At 41.8% G+C, this 22,667-nt stretch carries 27 protein-coding genes; 26 read left to right on the top strand and 1 reads right to left on the bottom strand.

Translation table 11 applies throughout. The annotated features are described in order from the left end of the window. Positions 1-153: 153 nt before the first annotated feature. From KOL94_RS09975 to KOL94_RS09900, 16 genes are all read left to right on the top strand, one after another. On the top strand, positions 154-747 hold the full coding sequence (locus KOL94_RS09975; RefSeq protein WP_221566255.1) for a Maf family protein: 594 nt from the start codon (positions 154-156) through the stop codon (positions 745-747). Then, a complete protein-coding gene (gene radC / locus KOL94_RS09970) occupies positions 716-1,450 on the top strand; it encodes a RadC family protein (RefSeq protein ID WP_221566253.1) in 735 nt (244 codons plus the stop codon). Before KOL94_RS09975 ends, radC begins: the two co-directional genes overlap by 32 nt. A gap of 74 nt (positions 1,451-1,524) precedes the next feature. After that, positions 1,525-2,568 (top strand): rod shape-determining protein, encoded by a 1,044-nt coding sequence (locus KOL94_RS09965; protein ID WP_221566251.1) that lies wholly within the window; start codon positions 1,525-1,527, stop codon positions 2,566-2,568. A gap of 12 nt (positions 2,569-2,580) precedes the next feature. Continuing rightward, the gene (gene mreC, locus KOL94_RS09960; protein WP_221566249.1) at positions 2,581-3,474 is read left to right on the top strand and encodes a rod shape-determining protein MreC; all 894 of its coding nucleotides are present in this window, start codon (positions 2,581-2,583) and stop codon (positions 3,472-3,474) included. Continuing rightward, on the top strand, positions 3,471-3,989 hold the full coding sequence (mreD, locus tag KOL94_RS09955; RefSeq protein WP_221566247.1) for a rod shape-determining protein MreD: 519 nt from the start codon (positions 3,471-3,473) through the stop codon (positions 3,987-3,989). Before mreC ends, mreD begins: the two co-directional genes overlap by 4 nt. Positions 3,990-4,051: 62 nt before the next feature. After that, positions 4,052-4,741, top strand: a complete 690-nt coding sequence (gene minC, locus KOL94_RS09950) for a septum site-determining protein MinC (protein ID WP_221566245.1) — start codon at positions 4,052-4,054, stop codon at positions 4,739-4,741. Between the two features lie 17 nt (positions 4,742-4,758). Then, complete coding sequence (minD, locus tag KOL94_RS09945; protein ID WP_221566243.1) at positions 4,759-5,556, top strand: septum site-determining protein MinD; 798 nt, start codon at positions 4,759-4,761, stop codon at positions 5,554-5,556. 181 nt (positions 5,557-5,737) lie between these two features. Continuing rightward, positions 5,738-6,472: a M23 family metallopeptidase gene (locus tag KOL94_RS09940; RefSeq protein WP_221566241.1), complete on the top strand. Its 735-nt coding sequence runs from the start codon at positions 5,738-5,740 to the stop codon at positions 6,470-6,472. A 17-nt stretch (positions 6,473-6,489) separates the two neighbouring features. Continuing rightward, a complete protein-coding gene (locus tag KOL94_RS09935; protein ID WP_221566239.1) occupies positions 6,490-7,314 on the top strand; it encodes a M50 family metallopeptidase in 825 nt (274 codons plus the stop codon). Between the two features lie 68 nt (positions 7,315-7,382). After that, positions 7,383-8,819, top strand: a complete 1,437-nt coding sequence (locus tag KOL94_RS09930) for an Rne/Rng family ribonuclease (protein WP_221566237.1) — start codon at positions 7,383-7,385, stop codon at positions 8,817-8,819. 397 nt (positions 8,820-9,216) lie between these two features. Next, positions 9,217-9,525, top strand: coding sequence for a 50S ribosomal protein L21 (gene rplU / locus KOL94_RS09925; RefSeq protein ID WP_221566235.1), 309 nt, complete (start codon positions 9,217-9,219; stop codon positions 9,523-9,525). A 2-nt stretch (positions 9,526-9,527) separates the two neighbouring features. Further along, positions 9,528-9,851, top strand: a complete 324-nt coding sequence (locus KOL94_RS09920) for a ribosomal-processing cysteine protease Prp (RefSeq protein ID WP_221566232.1) — start codon at positions 9,528-9,530, stop codon at positions 9,849-9,851. Positions 9,852-9,870: 19 nt separating this feature from the next. Beyond that, positions 9,871-10,161: a 50S ribosomal protein L27 gene (gene rpmA / locus KOL94_RS09915; RefSeq protein ID WP_221566230.1), complete on the top strand. Its 291-nt coding sequence runs from the start codon at positions 9,871-9,873 to the stop codon at positions 10,159-10,161. A gap of 89 nt (positions 10,162-10,250) precedes the next feature. Then, the gene (locus KOL94_RS09910; RefSeq protein ID WP_221566228.1) at positions 10,251-10,787 is read left to right on the top strand and encodes a Spo0B C-terminal domain-containing protein; all 537 of its coding nucleotides are present in this window, start codon (positions 10,251-10,253) and stop codon (positions 10,785-10,787) included. Positions 10,788-10,805: 18 nt separating this feature from the next. Continuing rightward, entirely contained in the window at positions 10,806-12,092 is a 1,287-nt protein-coding gene (gene obgE / locus KOL94_RS09905; RefSeq protein ID WP_221566226.1) for a GTPase ObgE, read from the top strand. A 342-nt stretch (positions 12,093-12,434) separates the two neighbouring features. Then, complete coding sequence (locus KOL94_RS09900) at positions 12,435-12,884, top strand: ACT domain-containing protein (RefSeq protein WP_221566223.1); 450 nt, start codon at positions 12,435-12,437, stop codon at positions 12,882-12,884. 145 nt (positions 12,885-13,029) lie between these two features. Here the strand turns inward: KOL94_RS09900 and KOL94_RS09895 are convergent, their stop codons facing one another. Beyond that, positions 13,030-13,575, bottom strand: coding sequence for a transcription repressor NadR (locus KOL94_RS09895; RefSeq protein WP_221566221.1), 546 nt, complete (start codon positions 13,573-13,575; stop codon positions 13,030-13,032). Positions 13,576-13,781: 206 nt separating this feature from the next. On the opposite strand from KOL94_RS09895, the gene safA reads away from it, so the two are divergent. The 10 genes from safA (at position 13,782) to yajC (ending at position 22,503) form a co-directional block, all read left to right on the top strand. Next, complete coding sequence (gene safA, locus KOL94_RS09890; protein ID WP_221566219.1) at positions 13,782-15,383, top strand: SafA/ExsA family spore coat assembly protein; 1,602 nt, start codon at positions 13,782-13,784, stop codon at positions 15,381-15,383. A 75-nt stretch (positions 15,384-15,458) separates the two neighbouring features. Next, entirely contained in the window at positions 15,459-16,019 is a 561-nt protein-coding gene (locus KOL94_RS09885) for a YhcN/YlaJ family sporulation lipoprotein (RefSeq protein WP_221566217.1), read from the top strand. 111 nt (positions 16,020-16,130) lie between these two features. Beyond that, a complete protein-coding gene (locus KOL94_RS09880; protein ID WP_221566215.1) occupies positions 16,131-16,868 on the top strand; it encodes a YebC/PmpR family DNA-binding transcriptional regulator in 738 nt (245 codons plus the stop codon). 94 nt (positions 16,869-16,962) lie between these two features. Beyond that, positions 16,963-17,529: a BofC C-terminal domain-containing protein gene (locus KOL94_RS09875; RefSeq protein WP_311775124.1), complete on the top strand. Its 567-nt coding sequence runs from the start codon at positions 16,963-16,965 to the stop codon at positions 17,527-17,529. 618 nt (positions 17,530-18,147) lie between these two features. After that, entirely contained in the window at positions 18,148-18,741 is a 594-nt protein-coding gene (ruvA, locus tag KOL94_RS09870) for a Holliday junction branch migration protein RuvA (protein ID WP_221566213.1), read from the top strand. 17 nt (positions 18,742-18,758) lie between these two features. Further along, entirely contained in the window at positions 18,759-19,763 is a 1,005-nt protein-coding gene (gene ruvB, locus KOL94_RS09865) for a Holliday junction branch migration DNA helicase RuvB (RefSeq protein ID WP_221566211.1), read from the top strand. After that, positions 19,760-19,951: a DUF2905 domain-containing protein gene (locus KOL94_RS09860; protein WP_221566209.1), complete on the top strand. Its 192-nt coding sequence runs from the start codon at positions 19,760-19,762 to the stop codon at positions 19,949-19,951. The genes ruvB and KOL94_RS09860 overlap by 4 nt, the downstream gene beginning before the upstream one ends. A gap of 57 nt (positions 19,952-20,008) precedes the next feature. Beyond that, entirely contained in the window at positions 20,009-21,061 is a 1,053-nt protein-coding gene (gene queA, locus KOL94_RS09855) for a tRNA preQ1(34) S-adenosylmethionine ribosyltransferase-isomerase QueA (RefSeq protein WP_221566207.1), read from the top strand. After that, positions 21,058-22,197, top strand: coding sequence for a tRNA guanosine(34) transglycosylase Tgt (tgt, locus tag KOL94_RS09850; RefSeq protein ID WP_221566205.1), 1,140 nt, complete (start codon positions 21,058-21,060; stop codon positions 22,195-22,197). The genes queA and tgt overlap by 4 nt, the downstream gene beginning before the upstream one ends. Positions 22,198-22,230: 33 nt before the next feature. Continuing rightward, positions 22,231-22,503 (top strand): preprotein translocase subunit YajC, encoded by a 273-nt coding sequence (gene yajC / locus KOL94_RS09845; RefSeq protein WP_221566203.1) that lies wholly within the window; start codon positions 22,231-22,233, stop codon positions 22,501-22,503. Positions 22,504-22,667: the final 164 nt, after the last annotated feature.

Here is a 22,667-nt window from a genome sequence, read left to right as displayed (position 1 = left end):
ATAAATCAGCCTTCCTTTACGAATTATAATAAAGGAGGGGAATGACTAATTTTGGTTGTTTTACTGGAAGGGATTTGATATTCTGTAAATACTCCCTTCAAAAGTAGTGAAATGACAATCATAACCTCTACTCTAGACGTAAAGGGTGATTGCATGAAAAGCCTCATTTTAGCCTCAGGCTCACCTCGACGTAAAGAATTACTCGAAATTGCCCGCCTATCATTTACTGTCCAAAAAAGCGCTGTTTCTGAAGACATCAGTAAAGAATATTCTCCAGAACAATTTGTCGAACAATTGGCCTTACATAAAGCTCAAGACATCTATAGTAAAAATCCGTCTGATGTTGTTTTGGGGGCGGATACTGTTGTCGTGTTCAATAAGCAGATCCTAGGCAAGCCCGAAAACGACAAAGAAGCTTTCAACATGTTGAGGATGTTATCCGGCGAAACCCATCATGTATTCACAGGTGTTGCTATTATTTCAGAAGAAAAAAAGCGGGTTTTCCATGGTGTGACGGAAGTGACGTTTTGGAATCTCTCTTCTGAGGAAATAGAAGAATACGTGAGGAGTGGAGAAAGTTCAGATAAAGCAGGCGCATATGGTATACAAGGCTATGGATCGACGTTGGTCAAAGAGATCAAGGGAGATTATTTCAATGTAGTCGGTTTGCCAGTAGCACAGACAGTACGCGAATTAAAAGAATTCGGAATTTCAAATGATCTCAGTCAGTCACGGAATATATCCTAAGGAGGATCTGCATTTGGGAATCAAACCCCTGACAATCCGTGATTTTCCATTGAATGAAAGACCAAGAGAGCGTATGCTGAAGGAAGGCGCCAACGTCCTCTCTAACCAAGAGTTGCTCGCGATTATTTTACGTTCAGGAACAAAAGAAGAATCTGTTCTTCAATTATCACATAGATTGATTCAGCAGTTTGAAGGATTGAACCTTTTGAAGGATGCAACGATTGATGAACTTATTGCTGTCAAGGGAATTGGCAATGCGAAAGCAGTTGAAATCCTGGCGTCTCTTGAACTAGGAAAACGAGTGAACAGGCTTCAAATCGAGGGCCGGTACATCATCCGCTCCCCAGAAGATGGAGCCAATTATGTCATGGATGAGATGCGTTTTTTGTCACAGGAGCATTTTGTATGTATTTATTTGAATACGAAGAATCAGGTGTTGCATAAACAAACCGTATTCATCGGAAGTTTGAATGCATCCATCGTCCATCCAAGAGAAGTATTTAAAGAAGCAATGCGTCGGTCTGCAGCATCGATCATCTGCTTCCATAATCACCCGAGTGGTGATCCAAATCCGAGTCGTGAAGACATTGAAGTAACTCAACGTTTATCGGAGTGTGGAAAGATCGTCGGAATCGATGTTTTGGATCATATCATCATCGGTAATCAAAAATTTGTAAGCCTTAAAGAAAAAGGCTACGTTTAGACTGTTCAAGCTTTACAGTTTGGAGTATAATCAAAGTTATGAGTTTTGCTAGTAATGAAGGGAGATTTACATAAATGTTTGGTGGATTTTCAAGAGATATGGGAATTGATTTAGGTACAGCGAATACGCTGGTATATGTGAAAGGGAAGGGTGTAGTCGTACGTGAACCTTCCGTTGTTGCAATCAACACAAAGAGTGGAGATATCGAAGCAGTCGGTAATGCGGCAAAGAATATGATCGGTCGTACACCAGGAAACATCGTCGCGCGCCGTCCGATGAAAGACGGGGTTATTGCTGACTATGATACTACTGCTACGATGATGAAGCATTATATTCAACAAGCTCAGAAAAACCGTTCTGTGTTTTCTAGAAAGCCCTTTGTCATGGTATGTGTTCCATCCGGAATCACACATGTTGAAGAACGTGCGGTGAAAGAAGCGACAAAACAAGCGGGAGCTCGTGATGTGGAAACAATCGAAGAACCTTTAGCGGCAGCGATCGGTGCAGATCTTCCGGTTTGGGAGCCGACTGGTAGTATGGTCGTCGACATTGGTGGAGGAACGACGGAAGTCGCAATCATCTCACTTGGTGGAATCGTTGAAAAACAATCGATCCGGGTAGCAGGTGATGAAATGGATGACGCGATCATCCAGTACATCAAAAAGACGTATAACGTTATTATCGGGGAACGTACAGCAGAAACAATCAAGTTGGACATCGGTTCTGCAGATGTTTCAGATGGTATGGAAGAAATGGATATTCGTGGACGTGATCTATTAACTGGATTACCCAAGACGATTACGATTTCTGGTGAAGAAGTAGCAGGTGCACTGAAGGATACAGTTGATACCATCATGGATGCTGTAAAGCTTGCGTTGGAAAAGACTCCGCCTGAGCTGGCTGCTGATATCATGGATCGTGGAATCGTACTGACTGGTGGGGGAGCACTTCTACGAAACTTGGACCGTGTAATCAGTGAAGAAACGAAAATGCCTGTCATTGTAGCTGAAAACGCATTGGACTGTGTTGCGATTGGTACTGGACGAGCAATTGAAAACTACCAGCAGATCAGCAGTAAACCAGGATTTGGCGGCGGCCGTTCTAAATCAAAATCGTAAGAGGTGTAAATCGTGCCGCAGTTTTTTTCTAATAAACGATTGATTATTTTACTAGTAAGTATGATTGTTCTGGTGGCTATGATCGGTTTTTCCATGAAAGAACGTGAAAACATTTCATGGCCAGAACAATTTTTGCAAGATACCGTTGGATGGACACAATCTGTCTTTTATAAACCCGCACACTTTGTAGCGGGTTTCTTTGGGAATGTAATTGAGATGAAAGAAATCTATGAACAAAATAAAGTCCTGAAGTTACAGTTGAATGAATATGATTCACTCGCAAGCCGGGTGAAAGATTTGAAGAAAGAAAATGAAACCCTGCGAAACACACTTAAAAAAGAAGAAACCCTGACAGATTATACGGTATGGCAAGCTTCTATCATCGGAAGATCACCAGAGAGATGGTATCAATCTGTCAAAATCAATAAAGGCAAACAAGCTGGAATCGAACCAAATATGGCTGTCATTTCTGCCCAGGGATTGATAGGGAAGATCGACAAGGTTTCAGCATTCCATTCAAGTGTAGAATTGGTAAGCAGCCATGATCCGAACAGCAGGATTTCGGCAGTCGTAAATGGTGAAAAAGAGAGAGTATATGGTTTGATTCAAGGGTTTGACGAAAAGAAGAAAGTGCTTTTGATGAAAATGATCCCGATCGATAAGAAATTAGAAGAAGGTCAAACCGTGACGACATCTGGTCTTGGAGGCATTTTCCCTGAAGGCTTAGAGATTGGAAAGATCGTAGAAGTAGAACCTGATAAAGTGGAACCGACACAAACTGCTTACATAGAGCCAGCTGCGGACCTTTATGATATCAATCACGTGATGATCGTCAAGCGAAAAATGGAAGAAGTGGATGTTGAAATTGGGGATCCAGACCAAATAGAGGAGGAAGAAACGTCATGATCCGCTTTCTTCTTCCTTTTATTACATACCTCGTTTTTATTAGTGAAAGTACCATCATGCAGGTTTTCACACCACAGCATCTGGATAACGAAACAATCCTTATCCCACGCTTTGTTGTTGTCATAGTGTGTTTCATAGCTATGTACATTTCACCGATCCGCGGTCTCATTTATGGGATAGCTTTCGGTTTGCTTTATGATGTGATTTTCACTGATTTGCTAGGGGTGTATATGTTTTCGATGGGATTGACAGCCTATGTGACGACCTTCATAGCTAGATATTTCCACGGGAACATATTTGTGACGTTATTCATTATGCTAATAGGTCTTTCTACATTCGAATTTTTAATTTATGGGTTATATAGCTTAATAGGAGTAGCGAATGTGATGGTGGAAACCTTTATTTATCAGCGGTATCTCCCGACCTTGATTCTAAATGGTGTATTCGTCGTTTTAGTCTATTACCCACTCCGGAAATGGTTGCTTGATATAGCCATGGAATTGCAAGAAAAATAGAGTGGAAAAAAGGATTCCCATTTGACATTGTCGAATTTGTGTATGTTGAGGTGAACAGGGTAATGGCACAGGGACAGAAACAACAAAAATCAAATACTCATTATGTAACGATTAAGGGGACGAAAGAAGGACTCATTCTTCATCTTGATGATACATGCTCTTTCAATCAACTTTTGGAAGAACTGGAATCGAAGTTAATCTATCCCGGAACAGAGGATTCTTCAGAAAGCCCAAAGATTACGGTGAAGGTCAAAGTGGGCAAGCGATATTTGAGTGAAGCTCAGGAAGAGACTTTGAGAAATATCATCTACCAAAAGAAGAACCTGTTAGTCGATGTAATTGAATCAGACGTCATTACGCGTAAAGAAGCAGAATTCATGAAAAAAGAGAATGAAATCACTTCTGTTAGCAGAATGATACGATCTGGTCAGATATTGAAGGTTCAAGGCGACTTACTATTAGTGGGTGATGTGAATCCTGGTGGTACTGTCGCAGCAACTGGGAACATTTTTGTGATGGGGACATTGAAAGGGATCGCCCACGCAGGCTGTGAAGGTCGTAAATCAGCCGTTGTAGCAGCTTCTGTATTGAAACCAACCTTAGTTCGTATTGCAGATCAATTTATAAATGAAGAAGAAAATGAACTAGAGTACTCTGGTGATTGTGCATATTTAGATGAAGAGGACAATATGATCAAATTCAATCGAATGCATATATTACACCAGCTCAGACCCGGTTTAAACCGATTGTAGGGAAAGGGGAATGTTTTGTGGGTGAAGCTATCGTTATTACATCTGGAAAAGGCGGAGTTGGAAAAACCACAACCACAGCCAACATTGGGACATCGCTTGCACTTCTTGGAAAGAAGGTTTGTTTAATCGATACAGATATCGGTCTCCGAAACTTGGATGTGATTATGGGCCTTGAAAATCGTATCATCTACGATCTTGTAGATGTTGCACATAACCGCTGTAAATTACATCAAGCTTTGATAAAAGATAAGCGATTTGAGTGTCTGTACTTATTACCCGCTGCACAGACAAAAGATAAAAGTGCTGTCAAACCTGAACAAATGAAAACGATCGTGACAGAGCTCAAACAGGACTATGATTATGTCATCATCGATTGTCCTGCAGGAATTGAACAAGGGTTCAAAAATGCGATTGCAGGCGCTGATAAATCGATCGTTGTCACAAATCCTGAGACATCATCAGTACGGGATGCAGACCGTATTATCGGTCTGCTGGAACAGGAAGACATCGAAGCTCCTAAGCTCATTGTCAACCGCTTGAAGCCTCATATGATGGAAAATGGCGACTCGTTGGATGTCGATGAAATTGTCTCGATTTTAGCGGTCGAATTGTTAGGGATCGTTACAGATGATGAACTCGTCATCCGCGCTTCCAACCGTGGTGAACCGATTGCGTTGAATCCGGATACGAAAGCCTCGCAGGCATACCGGAACATCGCTCGCAGGATTCTTGGTGAATCCGTCCCGTTGATGTCGTTGGAGCAAGACAGAGGCCTTTTTAAAAAAGTGAAGCAATTTTTCGGAATGAGATCATAAATCAAAGCCGGATTCGAATGGGAAGCCCAGGAGAATCCGGCTTTTTCACTATTTGTAGAGAATTATCCCTACCCGACTTTATTATGCTTTTCATCCAATCGTGATTGTAAATCTACAATAGTCATAAACACCCCGGACAAGTCATAAACATGTACAAACCAGATGTAGAGGATGGGTGTCTATGAAAAGCAGAGCGGATGAGATACGGAGAAAGTATCACAATCACATAAAAAGAAATAAACCTGGTTCCAATCATTCCTACCCTGACTATAAGGATGAGCGAAATGAAGGAGGTCATCCTTTATTTTCTTCTCAGGGATTCCTTTTTCGATTGATGGCAGCAGTAGGCTTATTTTTAATTGTGGGAATTGTCTTCAAGAACCCATCTGAAAACCTCAATCCTGTACGTACCCTTGTCAATAATTCCTTTGATCAGGAATTTCAATTCGCTTCGATCGCAGGTTGGTATGAAGAGAAATTTGGAAAACCGCTCGCGTTGTTTCCGACTGAAAGTAAGGGTAGCGAGGTTGCTAATACGGGTAAAAAGATGCAAGATTATGCGCTTCCAGCGAACACGAAAGTCCTTCAATCGTTCAAGGACAATGGACAAGGAATTTTGCTGGAAACCGGTAATAAAACAGACGTTTCTGCTATTAAAGAAGGGTTTGTCATCTTTGCAGGAGAAAAGGACAAATTAGGCAAAACGGTTGTGGTCCAACATTTTGATGGCAGCGAGTCTTGGTATGGAAAGCTCGATAAAATCGATGATGGCGTCAAACTTTATAATTATATCGATTTAGGGACGACTCTAGGTAAGGTAACAATGGAGGATGGATCAGAAGCGGGCATGTTCTATTTCGCAATCAAGGATAACGGTGGGTTTGTAGATCCTTTGAAAGTATTATCCTCTGAATAATGCTCAAGGTCCTCCCCTTGATACGAATAAACCCGCTTCTTTGGCTGATTGCATTGATCGGCATCGCAACTGGTCACTTTCGGGAGTTTCTTGTCTTGTTTTTCATCATCCTCATTCATGAACTGGGACACGCGTTCGCAGCACTTTTTTTCAAATGGCGGTTGGTTAAAGTGGAATTACTGCCTTTTGGAGGTGTTGCCGAAATGGATGAGTACGGGAATCGTCCTTATCATGAGGAAATCATCGTCACATTAGCAGGTCCTCTCCAACATGTTTGGATGATCAGCCTCGGTATGTTCTGCTTATATAATGGATTAGGTGACCCGTATACACTCGATCTTCTGATATCGATGAATTGGATGATCTTATTGTTCAACTTACTTCCCATATGGCCACTGGATGGAGGTAAGCTCCTTTTCCTATTCATCACCTTGTTTTCCCCATATAAAAAAGCAAAGAAATTCATGTTGTTGATCTCCTGTATATTTCTGCTCATTTTTACAGGGGGGTCGCTCCTTTGGTTTGCTTTTCACTTGAATTTGATCATCATCGTATCTTTCTTACTTTATGCTCACTATGTAGAATGGAAACATCACCCGTATGTGTATGTCCGATTCTTGTTGGAAAGGATGAGTACCAAGGAAAAGCCGAAGAGGAACAAAGTCATCAGTGTTCACCCGACAACAAGTGTAGAAAATGTACTTGCAGGATTATACAAAGGGTACAGCCATGTCATATTAATTAAATCAGCGCCTCCGTATATGTGTAAAGAAAAGGATGTATTGTCGGCTTATTTTAAGCGGAGTGCCGGTTCGTGTGCAATTGAGGATCTTTTTCGTTAAAATAAAGAAGAAGTTTTAACGTAAAAGATGAGAATTGAGGATCTATATTGAAACAACTTTTATTTAATATGACAACATCTGAAAAGAGAGCTGCGCTTGTCAATCATGGACAATTGGTCGAGGTGATGCTTGAACGTCCCAATGCTTATCCCAAAGCGGGCAATATATACGTTGGGCGTGTCGTTAAAGTACTGCCAGGTATTCAAGCGGCCTTTGTCGACGTTGGATTTGAACAGAACGGATTCATACATGCCACTGATTTGGTCCCGATATCCGAGAAGGAAAATCAGACGATTTCTGAAAAGATACATGAAGGCCAATGGATTATTGTCCAAGTGAAAAAAGAAGCTTCTAAAAGCAAGGGGCCACTCCTTACGGAAAACATTACAATACCGGGAGAGCACCTTGTTTATTTACCGTTCGGGAACTACACAGCCGTTTCAAAAAAGTTGTCAGAGGATGATACCGAGCGGATGAGAAAAGTAGGGGATGAACTGACTACAGGGTGTGAAGGCTTGATCATGCGTACTTCAAGCTCAGAAGTGTCACTTGAGCAGTTAGAACATGAAGTATCAAGACTCAGGCAGCAATGGGCGACTCTTTCAGATAGAGCTGAGACCTTAAAGCGCACTTCATTATTGTTTGAAGGGAATACGTTGATTGAGCGCGCTTTAGCTCATACCTCAAATGAGGAAATGACGTACATCTTTGATGACTTCGATGTTTACCGATCCTTTAAGAATAAATATCCAAATTTCACTGAGAAGACCTATTTATATAAAGGAACTGAAAATCTTTTCAGCCATCATAATATTGAGCAGGCGATCCATAAAGCACTTCAGCCAGTTGTTTGGTTGAAAAATGGTGGTCATATCAATATTGACCCCACAGAAGCGTTGACAGTGATCGATGTGAATACCGGGAAATTCACTGGTAAGCAAGACCGTGATGAATCAATTTTAGAGACGAATCTATACGCAGCAGAAGAAGCTGCGCGACAATTGAGACTACGGAATATAAGTGGTATGATCGTTATCGACTTCATCCGAATGAATAGTAAAGATCATCAAAACAAAGTTATAAGGCGTCTTGAAAACACGTTCAATCAAGACCCGATTCGAACTAGAATTCATGGCTTCACTGCACTTGGTTTATTAGAACTTACGCGTCAAAAGGTGAAAGACAGCCTCTCTGCGCAGATGACTGAACCATGTGCGGTTTGTAAAGCAATCCATAGGCAATTATCCGTTGAAACCATCTACTATGCTTTAGAACGAGCTTTGTTTGAACATCGTCATACAGAAGAGGAAGGGATCTGGGTGGAAGTTTCTAAACCATTACGGGATTATATCAAAGCTCCAGAAAGTGACTTGGAAGATGACCTTTCAAACCTGATTTCTGCTAAACTGTATATAACGGAAAAATCCGAGGTAGATCAACCTTATTTTCACGTCAGGCAAATCGGGTCATGCGATGTGATCGAAGCACGAATAGAGAAGGAATAACGTTGACAATGCCTTTTGTTTTATGGTATGATTTTTTCGTTAGTTTTTGGAGCCTCATGCTCCAACCGCTCAAAGCAGGTTTTCAAGCTTTTTAAACTCTGGAAAGGTTGAAACAATAGAGTCGAGTAGTTCGAGACGCGGAAGTATACGAGGACCGGATAATAGGAAGATCTATTTGAGGACCGCAGTAACTACGCAACAAAGAAATACGACGGCTATATTGATTCAGATTTCGGATAAAGAGAGCAAGGAATTCAAGGTGCACAAATGGACGAGGACCAGAGTGTAGAATGACCTACATGAGGACCGGAGTCACGATGCAACGCAGAAATTCGCAGCTCAATTTATGTGAAAGCACCTGTAATGGCGAGTCTGAGTAAAACAGGAGGTGCATATGATGTACGCAATTATTGAAGCTGGCGGAAAACAATTCCGTGTAGAAGAAGGACAAGAGCTTTACATTGAAAAAGTGAATGGTGAAGCTGGCGATACAATTACATTCGATCGTGTATTGATGGTTGGTGGAGATGACGTAAAAGTCGGAAGCCCAATCGTAGACGGAGCGACTGTAACGGCTAAGGTCGACAAGCAAGGCCGTGCGAAAAAAGTCGTTGTTTACAAGTTCAAGCCTAAAAAGAACTATCGTCGTAAACAAGGTCATCGTCAACCATACACAAAAGTTGTTATTGACAAAATTAACGTATAATCATGTTAAGGGTCAATATAGTTCGTGATCAGCGTAAAATCGTGTCGTTCAGCATTACGGGGCACGCCGAATCAGGTCCATATGGACATGATCTTGTATGTGCAGCAGTGACAGCTGTTTCCTTCGGAACTGTGAATGCTATCGAAGAACTCTGCCAGGTTGAACCTGAAGTGGAGACTCGTGAAGACGGCGGGTATTTTACATTCAAGGCACCTTCCTCTGTAAGTGAACAAACATCAGAGAAGATACAGCTTTTACTTGAAGGTATGCTGGTTGCATTAAAGTCAATCGAACGTGACTATGGTCAATATATCAAAATCAATTAGGTTTTAGGAGGTGCATCTCATGCTTAAATTAAACCTGCAATACTTCGCATCCAAAAAGGGTGTTGGTAGTACAAAGAACGGTCGTGACTCAATCTCTAAGCGTCTAGGAGCTAAGAGAGCTGACGGACAAACTGTTACTGGTGGTTCTATTCTTTTCCGTCAACGCGGAACAAAGATCTACCCAGGTAAGAACGTTGGCCGCGGTGGAGATGACACTTTATTCGCTAAGGTGGACGGAGTCGTTCGATTCGAGCGTCTAGGCCGTAACCGTAAGCAAGTAAGTGTTTACCCAGTAGCCAAAGAAGCGTAACACTTAAACTCTAACCGGACTGGTTAGAGTTTTTTTCTTCTTATACTTTCTTAAAAGACGGTTAATTTTTCACGTTTGGGAGTGCTGATATGAAGGAAATATGGGATCCCGTTAGTCTATTACGTCATGCCCGGCATGATTGGCTGAACCAACTTCAACTGATAAAAGGAAACTTAGCACTAGACCGTACTGACCGGGCAAAAGAAATAATTGAAAAGGTTGTGCATGAAGCGAAGAACGAGGCGAAGGTTTCAAATCTTCGGATGCCGAAAATGGCTGAATTTTTATTAACATACAATTGGCAGCAGAACAAATATCGACTCGATTATGAAGTGATCGGTGACGAACAAGACCTTTCGTCGTTTGACGATGCGATGTACGACTGGACTAAAGAATTCATCGGTCATCTTAATAAATTGGTGGAACCAGATGGAGAGCCGCATCTGATGATTACTATCCAATTGATTCATGGAAGATCAAGATTCACCTATGATTTTGCAGGGAAAATTGATCTCGAATCCTGTAAGGCATTAGATTCCCTGAATCCTTTACATAATTCAATCACGATCGTCGAAAGCTACTGTCAGGAAAATGAACTGTTATATATTCTTGAACTAGGATCATAAGGTGAGGTGAGAAATATCATGTTTGTCGATCAGGTTACTGTATTTATAAAATCAGGTGATGGTGGAAACGGAATGGTGGCCTTCCGCAGAGAGAAATATGTACCAGATGGGGGACCAGCTGGTGGAGACGGCGGAAAAGGCGGAGACGTCATTTTCCAGGTTGAAGAAGGATTACGGACATTGATGGATTTCCGTTACAACCGACACTTCAAAGCTCCGCGGGGTGAAAACGGAATGTCTAAAAACATGCATGGACGCAATGCAGAAAATATGATTGTCAAAGTCCCTCCAGGAACAGTCGTGACTGATGCTAAGACTGGAAAAGTAATTGCCGACCTCGTCGATCATGGGCAACAAGCAGTCATCGCTAAAGGTGGACGGGGAGGACGCGGGAACACGAGATTCGCAACTCCTAAGAACCCGGCACCTGAACTTTCCGAGAATGGTGAGCCAGGTGAAGAGAGAGAAGTCACATTAGAATTGAAATTACTTGCTGATGTTGGACTTGTCGGTTTTCCAAGTGTCGGGAAATCCACTCTTTTGTCCGTTGTATCAGCAGCTAAGCCTAAAATTGCCGAGTACCATTTCACAACATTAAGTCCGAACCTGGGCGTTGTTGAAACAGAGGACAACCGGAGTTTCGTCATGGCGGATCTGCCAGGATTGATCGAAGGTGCACACGAAGGAGTCGGTTTGGGTCATCAGTTCTTAAGACATATTGAAAGGACACGAGTGATTGTCCATGTCCTTGATATGTCAGGTACGGAAGGAAGAGATCCATACGAAGATTTCTTGAAAATCAATGAAGAGCTTAAGCAATATAATCTGCGTTTGACAGAACGTCCACAGCTTGTTGTTGCAAATAAGATGGACATGCCAGATGCAGAAGATAATCTCGAGTTATTCGAAGAACAGGTTGGAGATGAATACCCGATCTTCCCGATTTCAGCGATTACCAAAGACGGAGTACGGGATTTGTTATTTGAAATTGCGAATAAATTAGAAACAACACCTGAATTCCCACTCATAGAAGATGAGGAAGAAGAGGATGAAAGAGTGCTCTATAAGCATCAAAAGGAAGAACAGCCTTTTGAACTTTCAAGAGAAGATGATGGCACATTTGTCATTTCCGGGGGCAAAATTGAGCGTCTATTCAAAATGACGGACTTCTCCAGAGATGAATCGGTCAGACGATTTGCTCAACAGATGAGGAGGATGGGAATTGATGATGCCCTTAGAGAACGTGGTGCTGAAGATGGTGATATCGTCCGTATCATGGATTATGAATTTGAATTTATCGAATAGACTGTCGTAGAGACGGTCTATTTTTTTGGTTTATAAATGAAATTCGCGTCATTCCTGTGGCACAAGCGAGCGAAGAAAGACCCAGTAGTAAGGAACGAGAAGAGTCACGGTTTAAAATTTCAAAGTATAATGGGCCAATTGTTTACTCTCATCAATACTCTGTTCACTTTCAGGATTAATCTGTTCATTCTTGACATTTCTAAAAATTGAGTTTAGGGACGTTTCTGTGTAAAAGCACAATTTGAACTGTACCAATAAAAAGCATACATAATACGATAAAGTTGCTAACAAAAGCTAATCCTTATATACTGAGGTAACAATTCCTTAACAGGAGGCTGCAAGATGGATCGTAAAGGTGAACGTTTTTATTTGGTACAAGAGGATGTCCTTTCCGAAGCGATGACGAAAACGCTTGAAGCGAAAGCGCTTTTAGAAACTGGAAAAGTGAGTACAATTAATGAGGCAGTTAACGCCGTAGATTTAAGCAGAAGTGCATTTTATAAATACCGGGATCGGATTTTCCCGTTTGAAACCATGGTTCAAAAGCAAATCGTGTCTATATCTATCCATTTGGAAGACCGTTCAGGATCATTGTCGTCCTTACTTAGGATTCTAGCCGAATTAGGATGTAATATCTTGACGATTCACCAAACGATTCCCCTTCAAGGAAAAGCAAATGTTACGCTGTCGATCGAGACAGCATCTTCTAAAGAAGACATTAATGGTATTCTAAAAGCTCTTGAAAAGTTGGAGCATGTCAGACAAGTGAACATAATCGGGTCCGGCGCATAGCGAGAATTGAAAGGTGACGATAAATCACTAAACTGCGTCGAATTATTTCGGTTTTGCAGCGATAAAAACCAGAGATGCACCGATAAAAATTGAATTTGCTTCAATATAGGAAATTCAGCAACTTCTGAATAGCTAATTGAAAAAGCTATGATCGTGACAACAAGTACCCTTTCTCTTCTAATGCTCTGCATGCTTGGTCCAACTGATCTTCTGAATCTGCTTCTAATTTGTGCAGGTGGACACCGTCCGTCAATTCAAGCAGGTAAGCCGCGTTGGTTTCACGTACTTTATTGATGAATTGTGCAACATCATGACGACTTTGAATCATGATCACCCCAGTCAAGTCTCCATAGACAGGGTGTTCAATCGTAACATCTTTTACAGTAACGCCATAATCGACAATTGTATTGAGTTCATCTACTGTTTCATCAGAAGAATGCTGGCATGCAATGATTCTCTTGTATTTCTGTTTTGAAGAAACGGGTTGGAAGTATAAGTATCCATTGGACGTAGCCATAATGGGTTCATTCCGAGCTTTCAACAACGAAATATCTTGAACAATCACCTGCCGGCTCACATTTGTCTGTTTTGCAAGATAACTTCCCGTCAGTGGAGTCTCACTTTGCTTCAGCCATTGAAGCAGAAGGTCCCTCCGTTCTTCCCCTAAGACCTTATCTTCTTTATCTTTCATTACGCTTTTCCTCCTAGTACAACAGTTTCGTTCATTTAAGAATACCATATTTTCAATCGGAATAACGAGCCCTTCACATTCATAAAGAATATGTGTTTAAACAGACTCATATAATGATTATGGTGAACAGACCGTTTCTTAAAAGTGTAGCAAGATGCCCAATCTCTCATATACTGTGTAATGAATTAGGCAGGGAGGAGATCGTTTTGAAAATACACATTGTCAAAAAAGGGGATACACTTTGGAAAATTGCTAAAATGTACGGTGTAGATTTACAAGATGTCATCAAAGCTAATCCCCAAATCAAGACACCTGATACTATTTATCCTGGTGCCAAAGTAAAAGTACCTACTAGCAATCCGAACGGAAAACAAAATAATCCGGGTAATATGAAGAACAAAATAATGCCACATATGAATATGAAAATGAAGGAGAAACCGATAACAAAGGAAAAACCAATGCCTAAACCGAAAAAAGAAATGCCAATCCAAGCACCTACGAAAAAAGAGATGCCAATCAAAAAAGAAATGCCGATTAAAAAAGAGTTGCCGATAAAAGAGAAGCCGATAAAGGAAAAACCGATCGTAAAAGAAAAACCAGTTGTTAAAAAACCTAAGGCACCGATCACAGAGGAAGAATTCCAAATTACATTAGGCTTACAAAAAGAAGAAAAGACGACCACATATGAAATGCCTAAGCCAAAACCTGTCAAGCCTTGTCCGCCAGTTGAATGTATACCATATGATGATTACTGTATGCCCGATCCTTGTGCAGGACCGTGGGGACATTACGGTTCTTATCAAATGATGGATTCTTGCTGTGGACCAATGATGCAACCGTATGGCTATCCCCATCAAATGGGAGGATATCCTATGTATGGTCATATGGACCAATACGGAGATATACCAAATGGATACATGTCGCCAGAAGGAATGTACGGAATGGAAGATATGGATTATGATGACTATCAGTGGGTGAGTCAAGAACATGGCGGCGGACAGATGCCATGGATGGTTCAAGGCCAAAGTGGCGGGCAAATGCCGTGGATGGGCCAAGAACAAAGTGGTGGGCAAATGCCATGGATGGGTCAAGGGCAAAGTGGCGGACAGATGCCATGGATGGGCCAAGACCAAAGTGGCGGGCAAATGCCGTGGATAGGCCAAGAACAAAGTGGCGGTCAGATGATGCAGCAAGGTCAGAATAATGAAGCTCTAAATCCATGGGCAAGTCAAGATCAAGGCGGAATGATGGGTCAGCTCCCAATGTCGCAAGGTCAGCAAGGCGGCGGTCAAATGCCATGGATGCAACAAGATCAAGGCGGCATGATGGGTCAGCTCCCAATGACGCAAGGTCAGCAAGGCGGCGGTCAAATGCCATGGATGCAACAAGATCAGGGTGGCATGATGGGTCAGATGCCGATGATGCAAGGTCAGCAAGGCGGCGGTCAAATGCCATGGATGCAACAAGATCAGGGTGGCATGATGGGTCAGATGCCGATGATGCAAGGTCAGCAGGGCGGCGGTCAAATGCCATGGATGCAACAAGATCAGGGTGGCATGATGGGTCAGCTGCCGATGATGCAAGGTCAGCAAGGCGGCGGTCAAATGCCAGGAATGCAACAAGATCAGGGTGGCATGATGGGTCAGCTCCCAATGATGCAAGGTCAGCAAGGCGCAGGACAGATGCCATGGATGCAACAGGGCCAAGGCGGAATGATGGGCCAGACTCCAGGTAGGGACCCTTATTGGGACATTGACATTCAGATGCAGCCAAGGAAACAAAAGAAAAAAGACACCAAAAAAGAATAGGGAACTATTTCCGTCTCAAATAGGATTAATTTAAACCTCCGATTGCCATTCTAAATGGTGAAAGGAGGTTTATTAATGAAAAAATTAATTGTATTGACTTCAGCTTTAATGCTGACAAGTGCATTGACGGCATGTAATGCAGATGGTAACGGAGCGATGGAAACACGTTATAATAATGACACTCGTCCTATTGGATATTATACGAATGATGATGCCAATGAGGGACCTTTAACTCAGATTGCAGATCGTGATCGCAGAGACCTCGACAGGGCAGAAGTCAATTATGCAGATGATTATAATGGTGAAGAGCTTGCTGCTCGAATTTCCAAGAGAGTCAAGGAAATGAAAAACGTTGATGATGTGCGTGTCGTGGTTAATGGTGACACAGTTTTGATTGGCGTCGATACGAATGATCAAAACGACCAGGATGTTAGAAAGCAAGTAAAAGAAGTTGTGCAACAAATAACTGATAAAAACGTTCGGGTAACAACGGACGAAGAAATGTTTACAAGAATCAGAAATGTCGATGACGATTTGAGAAATGGGAATGGTTTCGCAGAAGTTCGTTCAGATGTAAATTCAATTATGAACGACATAGGGGATGCAATGCAACGACCTTTCCAAAACAATCGTTAAAGAAGTTTAGAGCTGGAGTTGACGCCTTTTGTGTCAGCTCCATTTTCTTTTTTAAGGGTATAGATATGTGCTATATTGAAAAAAGAAGTGTAAGAAAAGGGGAGAAACAATATGGCAGGACATTCTAAATGGAAAAATATACAACGCAGGAAAAATGCGCAGGATGCAAAGCGCGGAAAAGTGTTTATGAAGCTTGCTAAAGAAATTTTTGTAGCTGCAAAAGAAGGTGGCGGTGACCCCGAGACAAATCCATCACTCCGTTTAGCTGTTGATAAAGCAAAATCAGCAAACATGCCGAATGAAAATATCGATCGTGCTATTAAAAAGGCGACTGGAAATTTAGAAGGCGTCAACTATGAAGAAATCGTCTATGAAGGATATGGAGCAGATGGTACAGCTGTGATGGTTGAAGTACTTACGGATAATAAAAATCGCACTGCTGCTGAAATAAGACATGCGTTTTCGAAAAATGGCGGGAACTTAGGAGAATCTGGATGTGTGGCTTTCATGTTTGAACGTAAAGGTGTGATTATCATTGATCAAGACGATGTTTCACTTTCTGAAGATGAATTCATTTTAGAAATCATCGAATCAGGTGCAGAAGAATATGAAATGAATGAAGAATCGTATGAGATCTACACCGATGCCGAACAATTTTCTAGTGTTAAGAATGATTTATTTTCAAAAGGATATACACCTTCAACTGCAGAAATCACGATGATTCCTCAGACGCTGACAAAGCTTGAAGGGGAGGATGAACAAAGAATGTTCAACCTGATCGAGGCATTGGAAGAGCTTGATGATGTTCAGGAAGTGTATCATAACCTTGAAATTGTCGATGAACAATAGCGATTCATTTAAGATGGATAAATTACCCTGATTCGGTAAAACTATTACTGAATGTATATTTGTCTGAGGAAGACAAACGTGAGGTGATAGTCAGGTGAAAACCTTCCCTGTGAAAGCAGCTTGGATTTTTCCTATAGTTGTATCCGTATTAGGGGCAGTTTATGTGCTGTTGTTTCATTCATTTGAGGACGAGGTGAAAGCAAACCTTCCTTCCCAAAGTCAAACGCACGAGCAGGAAGCACAGACTGTTTCTGGTCCACTCACTGTCGAAGTTCTTCTACAGCGAACTTATTTAGACGGGGAAAGCAGTCAAGAAGTCATTTATGAAACAATCTGGTCGATGGAAGATTTTTGGGCAGCTTACGCTGATTGGCAAATGATCGACCAAGATTTGAAACGAGTCATATTCGAGAAAGAAATCGATGATATCTCACCACTCTCAAAAGTGAATGGTTTTTTCGGTCTGACGGAGGATAGCATCCTTACGATTTTCAATGGTAGACCTCATGAAGACCAAATCATACAGTCCTTCTATCAAATCGATGTGAATAAACTCGAAAGTAATCTTCTTGAAAAGTTGAAAGAAGGAATACGGATTGAAACCAAATCAGATTACCAAGAAGTACTCAATCAATATGAACCATATGCTATCAAAAAATGAACAATAGGGCCTGCTGAAACTTTTCCCAGCAGGTCGTTTTTATTTTCATCCTAGGCTTTGAGAGATTAAAAAGTTGGTACCTTTTGAGTTAAGCGAGTTTGTGACGCTCCTGTGGAATGGAAGTGAATGTCGCAGAAATCAATGAATGACAAGTATCTTAAAGAAGAGTGATACTAGCGATTGAAACTCCGTCAGCTCTTATATTCTTTCGACTTTTCTTCAACAGATGTGCTACAATGAAAAAATAAGAAGAGACGTTCGTATTTTTATGGATTAACAGAATCCGGCGGTTATTGCTCATAATTCGGCCAGTTTCATAAATATTCCTGCTGCTTCCGGCTATAATCCGGCCGATTTAACGGATATTCCGGCCAAAAGTGTAGAAGGAAACTAAAAAAGAAAAACCGCTACACTCTTATAAAAGAACTTTTCTTATGGCTTCGTTTAAGAATACTGTTGATTTCTGACAAAGTTTGATTTTACTGAAATTCGCGACATTCCAGCGGGATAAGCGAGTCAGGTAAGACCCCACAGCGAGGAACTCAGGCTTGCGGATCGCCCGCGGAAAGGGAGTGATTTTCGCAAACATCAACAAAATAGGGGAGAAGGTTACTAACATTGATTGATTATATTACAGGAATAGTGAAATACATACATACAGATCATGTCGTACTCGAATGCGGCAATATCGGATATAAAATTAACTGTCCGAATCCTTTCATATATCAAAAACAAATTGGAAACACGACGACTATTTTTACGTATCAGCATGTACGTGAAGATATTTTGGCGTTGTATGGGTTTGAAAACCTGGATGAACGTGATTTGTTCATGAAATTGATCCAAGTTTCTGGAATTGGCCCAAAAGGAGCACTGGCTATTCTAGCATCTGGGAAGCCGGATCAGGTCGTTACTGCCATTGAAAATGAAGATGAGAAGTTTCTTACACGTTTTCCAGGGGTCGGTAAAAAGACTGCCAGACAGATGATTTTGGATCTCAAAGGGAAATTGACGAACTGGACTGAAGTGAAAATCGAAGAGAAACCCAAAGTTGAAAAGCCAGAAGATGGTCTTCAAGATGCATTTGAAGCACTTGAAGCTCTTGGCTATGGTCAGAAAGAAATCAAGAAAGTTGCACCTCAGCTAGAAGGTGAAAGTGGATTGTCAACGGATCAATACATAAAGAAAGCTTTACAATTATTATTGAATTGACCTGAGGTGGGTGTGAGATGGAAGAACGGATAATTTCTAATGAACTCAATCAGGAAGATGAAACGCTTGAATTTAGTCTGCGGCCACAATACCTCCAACAATATATCGGACAACGGAAGGTAAAAGAAAATCTTCAAGTCTTCATTGAAGCTGCAAAAATGCGAAGTGAACCACTTGATCACGTACTCTTATATGGTCCTCCTGGTTTAGGAAAGACGACTCTTTCCTGTATCATCGCTAATGAAATGGGTGTAAACATTCGGACTACAAGTGGCCCAGCAATCGAGCGGCCTGGTGATCTAGCAGCGATTTTAACTGCACTTGAACCTGGGGATGTCCTCTTCATCGATGAAATCCATCGGCTGCATCGATCAGTTGAAGAGGTCTTGTATCCGGCGATGGAAGACTTTTGCCTTGATATCGTTATTGGAAAAGGGGAAACAGCCAGATCTGTACGTTTGGATCTACCACCTTTTACGTTAGTAGGAGCGACAACTCGAGCAGGTTTGTTATCTGCTCCGCTGCGTGACCGTTTTGGTGTGCATAGCAGGCTTGATTACTATGAATTAGATGATTTGACGGAAATCGTCATCCGTACAGGAGATTTTTTTGAGATAAAAGTCCAGCCGGATGCTGCTGAAGAATTAGGGCGGAGAGCTCGCGGCACTCCTCGTATCGTAAACAGACTACTGAAAAGGGTTCGTGATTTCGCACAGGTACAAGGAGATGGGATCATAACAAAGGATATTGCGGTCCAAGCACTTGAAAGGCTTCAAGTGGACCGTTTAGGATTGGACAATATTGACTATAAATTGTTAAGAGGGATTATTGAAAATTACAAAGGCGGTCCTGTAGGTTTGAATACCATCGCAGCAACAATTGGTGAAGAACCTCAAACGATCGAAGACGTCTACGAACCTTATTTGCTCCAGATTGGATTCATCCAACGGACACCAAGGGGGCGTATGACAACTGGACTTGCCTACAAGCATTTTGACTTGGAGGAACCGAAAAGGCCATGAGTAAAATTTTCATTGTTATCGGGATCGTATTTATTCTATTTGGAATCATTGGCAGTTTCATCGGAAAATTACCAGGCGATATCGTTTTCAAAAAAGGAAATACGACCTTTTATTTTCCGATTGTCACATCTATTGTCGTGAGTATCGTCCTTTCGTTGATTTTTTATTTGATCGGACGCTTCAGATAGAGCCAACTCTTAACAACAATGAACATACAAAAAAGCAGATAAATAGGTGAAGTGATAATGAAAGTAAATGAATTTGATTTTAATTTGCCAGAACATTTGATTGCGCAAACACCGCTGAAGGATCGTACAAAATCGCGAATGCTGGTGGTCGATCCAGAATCAGGCGGTATTGAACATAATGCATTCAGCGATATCCCAAAATACTTAAAACCGGGAGATTGCTTGGTATTGAATGATACTCGTGTGTTACCTGCACGTTTATACGGTATAAAATCTGAGACCGGAGCGAAAATTGAGGTCTTACTTTTGAAAGAAGAAGCGGACAATACGTGGAAGACCCTTGTCAAACCAGCAAAACGTGTAAGAAAAGGGACTACTCTTTCTTTTGGCGAAGGCAGGCTGAAAGCGACCTGTATAGAAGAAGGAGATCAGGGAGAACGATTATTGAGCTTTGCCTATGAGGGAGGAACGTTCCTCGAAATCCTCGATCAACTCGGAGAGATGCCTCTCCCTCCATATATACGGGAGCAATTGAATGATAAGGAACGGTATCAGACTGTCTTTTCAAAGCATATCGGTTCAGTTGCAGCTCCGACAGCTGGTCTTCATTTTACAGAAGAATTGATTGAAAAGCTTCAAAACAAGGGAGTCCATGTCGCATATATTACCTTACATGTAGGGCTGGGAACATTCAGGCCGGTATCGGTGGAGAATGTTGAAGAACATGAGATGCATGGGGAATATTATCAAATTTCTAAGGGTACAGCGAACTTGTTGAATCAAGTCCGAAGAGATGGAGGGCGGATCATTGCGGTCGGTACGACATCTGCACGTACGCTTGAAACAGTTGCACAAAACAGCCCGAAAGAATTTGATGAACAATCAGGTTGGACGGAGATTTTCATTTATCCAGGCTATGTATTCAATGGGATCGATGGACTGATTACTAACTTCCACCTTCCACAATCTACATTGATTATGTTAGTAAGTGCATTCGCAGGAAGAGATTTGATAATGAAGTCTTATGAAGAGGCTGTGAATGCAGAGTATCGATTTTTCAGCTTCGGAGATTCGATGCTCATATTAGAAGGGAGTATCAGTCATCCATGAGTGCAATACGATACGAACATATCAAAACCTGTAAGCAGTCGGGCGCCCGCCTAGGAAAAGTCCATACGCCGCATGGTACATTTGAAACACCAGTCTTCATGCCAGTAGGGACTTTGGCAACGGTCAAAACGATGAGTCCTGAGGAACTTGAACAGATGGGTGCAGGTATCATCCTCAGCAATACGTATCATCTATGGCTTCGACCGGGTCATGATATCGTAAAAGAAGCGGGAGGGCTCCATACGTTCATGAATTGGGATGGTGCAATTCTAACGGACTCAGGCGGATTCCAGGTCTTCAGCTTAAGTGATCTACGGAAAATTACTGAAGAAGGTGTCCACTTTAGAAATCATCTCAATGGCGAAAAATTGTTCCTAACGCCAGAAGGTGCTATGGAGATTCAAAATGCTTTAGGGTCTGATATCATGATGGCGTTTGATGAATGCCCGCCATATCCAGCAGAGTATTCTTATATGAAGCCATCTGTAGAACGGACAAGCCGGTGGGCGGAACGATGCTTGGAAGCTCACCAAAGGACTGAAGATCAGGGTCTTTTTGGAATCGTCCAGGGTGGAGAGTATGAAGAACTTCGAAAACAAAGTGCTAAGGATCTTGTATCACTCGACTTTCCTGGGTATGCGGTTGGTGGTTTGTCAGTCGGTGAACCGAAAGACGTCATGAACCGTGTTCTGGAATTCACCACACCGTGGCTCCCTGACGATAAACCGAGATACCTTATGGGTGTTGGGTCACCTGACTCACTTATCGATGGAGCGATCCGGGGCATCGACATGTTTGATTGTGTTCTTCCTACGAGGATTGCCCGTAATGGGACCTGTATGACGAGCGAAGGAAGATTAGTCATCCGGAATGCGAAGTTCAGCAGGGATTTCCGGCCTCTTGACGAAAATTGCGATTGCTACACGTGCCGTAATTACTCGAGGTCATATATCCGACATCTCGTAAAAAGCAGTGAAACATTCGGCTTCCGGTTAACGACTTATCATAATCTTTATTTTCTGTTAGAATTGATGGAGCGGGTCAGACAGGCGATACGAGAGGATCGATTGCTTGATTTCCGGGAAGAGTTTTTTGAACAGTACGGTTTCAATAAACCGAATGCAAAAAACTTTTAACATACATTATGACTTGAAAGGGGTGAATAACAAATGGAAGGTTTAGGTGGATTAATACCAATTATCCTTATGTTCGTGATTTTCTACTTCATCTTGATCAGACCTCAACAAAAGCGTCAGAAGAAGACGGCGCAAATGCAGTCTGGTCTTGAAAAAGGAAATCGCGTAATTACGATTGGCGGTTTTCACGCAACGATCGAAGCGATTGATGAGGAAAACAACTCAGTCGTCCTTCGTGCAGGAGATGGATCGAAACTTACATACGATCGCTCTGCAATTCGTGAAGTGGTCGATAACAATCAATAATAACCGCAAAAAAAGAGGCTGAAACAGTTCGTGCATCTGAATACAGATTACACGATGGATCAGTCTCTTTTTCGTTGTGGTTTTTTCGTAGAGTTTGTTGCTTTCTACAAATCAGAAATATTCTCGCTTTCCACGGCAATATGCAAGCCTCCTCACCCGCAGTA

It is taken from the genome of Alkalihalobacillus sp. TS-13 (genome assembly GCF_019720915.1).
Classification (GTDB): Bacteria; Bacillota; Bacilli; order Bacillales; family Fictibacillaceae; genus Pseudalkalibacillus.
Note: the sequence above shows the minus strand (reverse complement) of the source record. Positions and strands in the feature narration are given on the sequence as shown.

Excerpts from the sequence above, each read along its gene's own strand:
- KOL94_RS09975 (WP_221566255.1), top strand. The coding sequence starts at position 154 with ATGAAAAGCCTCATTTTAGCCTCAGGCTCACCTCGACGTAAAGAATTA.
- radC (WP_221566253.1), top strand. The coding sequence starts at position 716 with ATGATCTCAGTCAGTCACGGAATATATCCTAAGGAGGATCTGCATTTG.
- KOL94_RS09965 (WP_221566251.1), top strand. The coding sequence starts at position 1,525 with ATGTTTGGTGGATTTTCAAGAGATATGGGAATTGATTTAGGTACAGCG.
- mreD (WP_221566247.1), top strand. The coding sequence starts at position 3,471 with ATGATCCGCTTTCTTCTTCCTTTTATTACATACCTCGTTTTTATTAGT.
- minC (WP_221566245.1), top strand. The coding sequence starts at position 4,052 with ATGGCACAGGGACAGAAACAACAAAAATCAAATACTCATTATGTAACG.
- KOL94_RS09940 (WP_221566241.1), top strand. The coding sequence starts at position 5,738 with ATGAAAAGCAGAGCGGATGAGATACGGAGAAAGTATCACAATCACATA.
- KOL94_RS09930 (WP_221566237.1), top strand. The coding sequence starts at position 7,383 with ATGACAACATCTGAAAAGAGAGCTGCGCTTGTCAATCATGGACAATTG.
- rplU (WP_221566235.1), top strand. The coding sequence starts at position 9,217 with ATGTACGCAATTATTGAAGCTGGCGGAAAACAATTCCGTGTAGAAGAA.
- KOL94_RS09920 (WP_221566232.1), top strand. The coding sequence starts at position 9,528 with ATGTTAAGGGTCAATATAGTTCGTGATCAGCGTAAAATCGTGTCGTTC.
- rpmA (WP_221566230.1), top strand. The coding sequence starts at position 9,871 with ATGCTTAAATTAAACCTGCAATACTTCGCATCCAAAAAGGGTGTTGGT.
- KOL94_RS09910 (WP_221566228.1), top strand. The coding sequence starts at position 10,251 with ATGAAGGAAATATGGGATCCCGTTAGTCTATTACGTCATGCCCGGCAT.
- obgE (WP_221566226.1), top strand. The coding sequence starts at position 10,806 with ATGTTTGTCGATCAGGTTACTGTATTTATAAAATCAGGTGATGGTGGA.
- KOL94_RS09900 (WP_221566223.1), top strand. The coding sequence starts at position 12,435 with ATGGATCGTAAAGGTGAACGTTTTTATTTGGTACAAGAGGATGTCCTT.
- KOL94_RS09895 (WP_221566221.1), bottom strand. The coding sequence starts at position 13,575 with ATGAAAGATAAAGAAGATAAGGTCTTAGGGGAAGAACGGAGGGACCTT.
- KOL94_RS09885 (WP_221566217.1), top strand. The coding sequence starts at position 15,459 with ATGAAAAAATTAATTGTATTGACTTCAGCTTTAATGCTGACAAGTGCA.
- KOL94_RS09880 (WP_221566215.1), top strand. The coding sequence starts at position 16,131 with ATGGCAGGACATTCTAAATGGAAAAATATACAACGCAGGAAAAATGCG.
- ruvB (WP_221566211.1), top strand. The coding sequence starts at position 18,759 with ATGGAAGAACGGATAATTTCTAATGAACTCAATCAGGAAGATGAAACG.
- KOL94_RS09860 (WP_221566209.1), top strand. The coding sequence starts at position 19,760 with ATGAGTAAAATTTTCATTGTTATCGGGATCGTATTTATTCTATTTGGA.
- queA (WP_221566207.1), top strand. The coding sequence starts at position 20,009 with ATGAAAGTAAATGAATTTGATTTTAATTTGCCAGAACATTTGATTGCG.
- tgt (WP_221566205.1), top strand. The coding sequence starts at position 21,058 with ATGAGTGCAATACGATACGAACATATCAAAACCTGTAAGCAGTCGGGC.
- yajC (WP_221566203.1), top strand. The coding sequence starts at position 22,231 with ATGGAAGGTTTAGGTGGATTAATACCAATTATCCTTATGTTCGTGATT.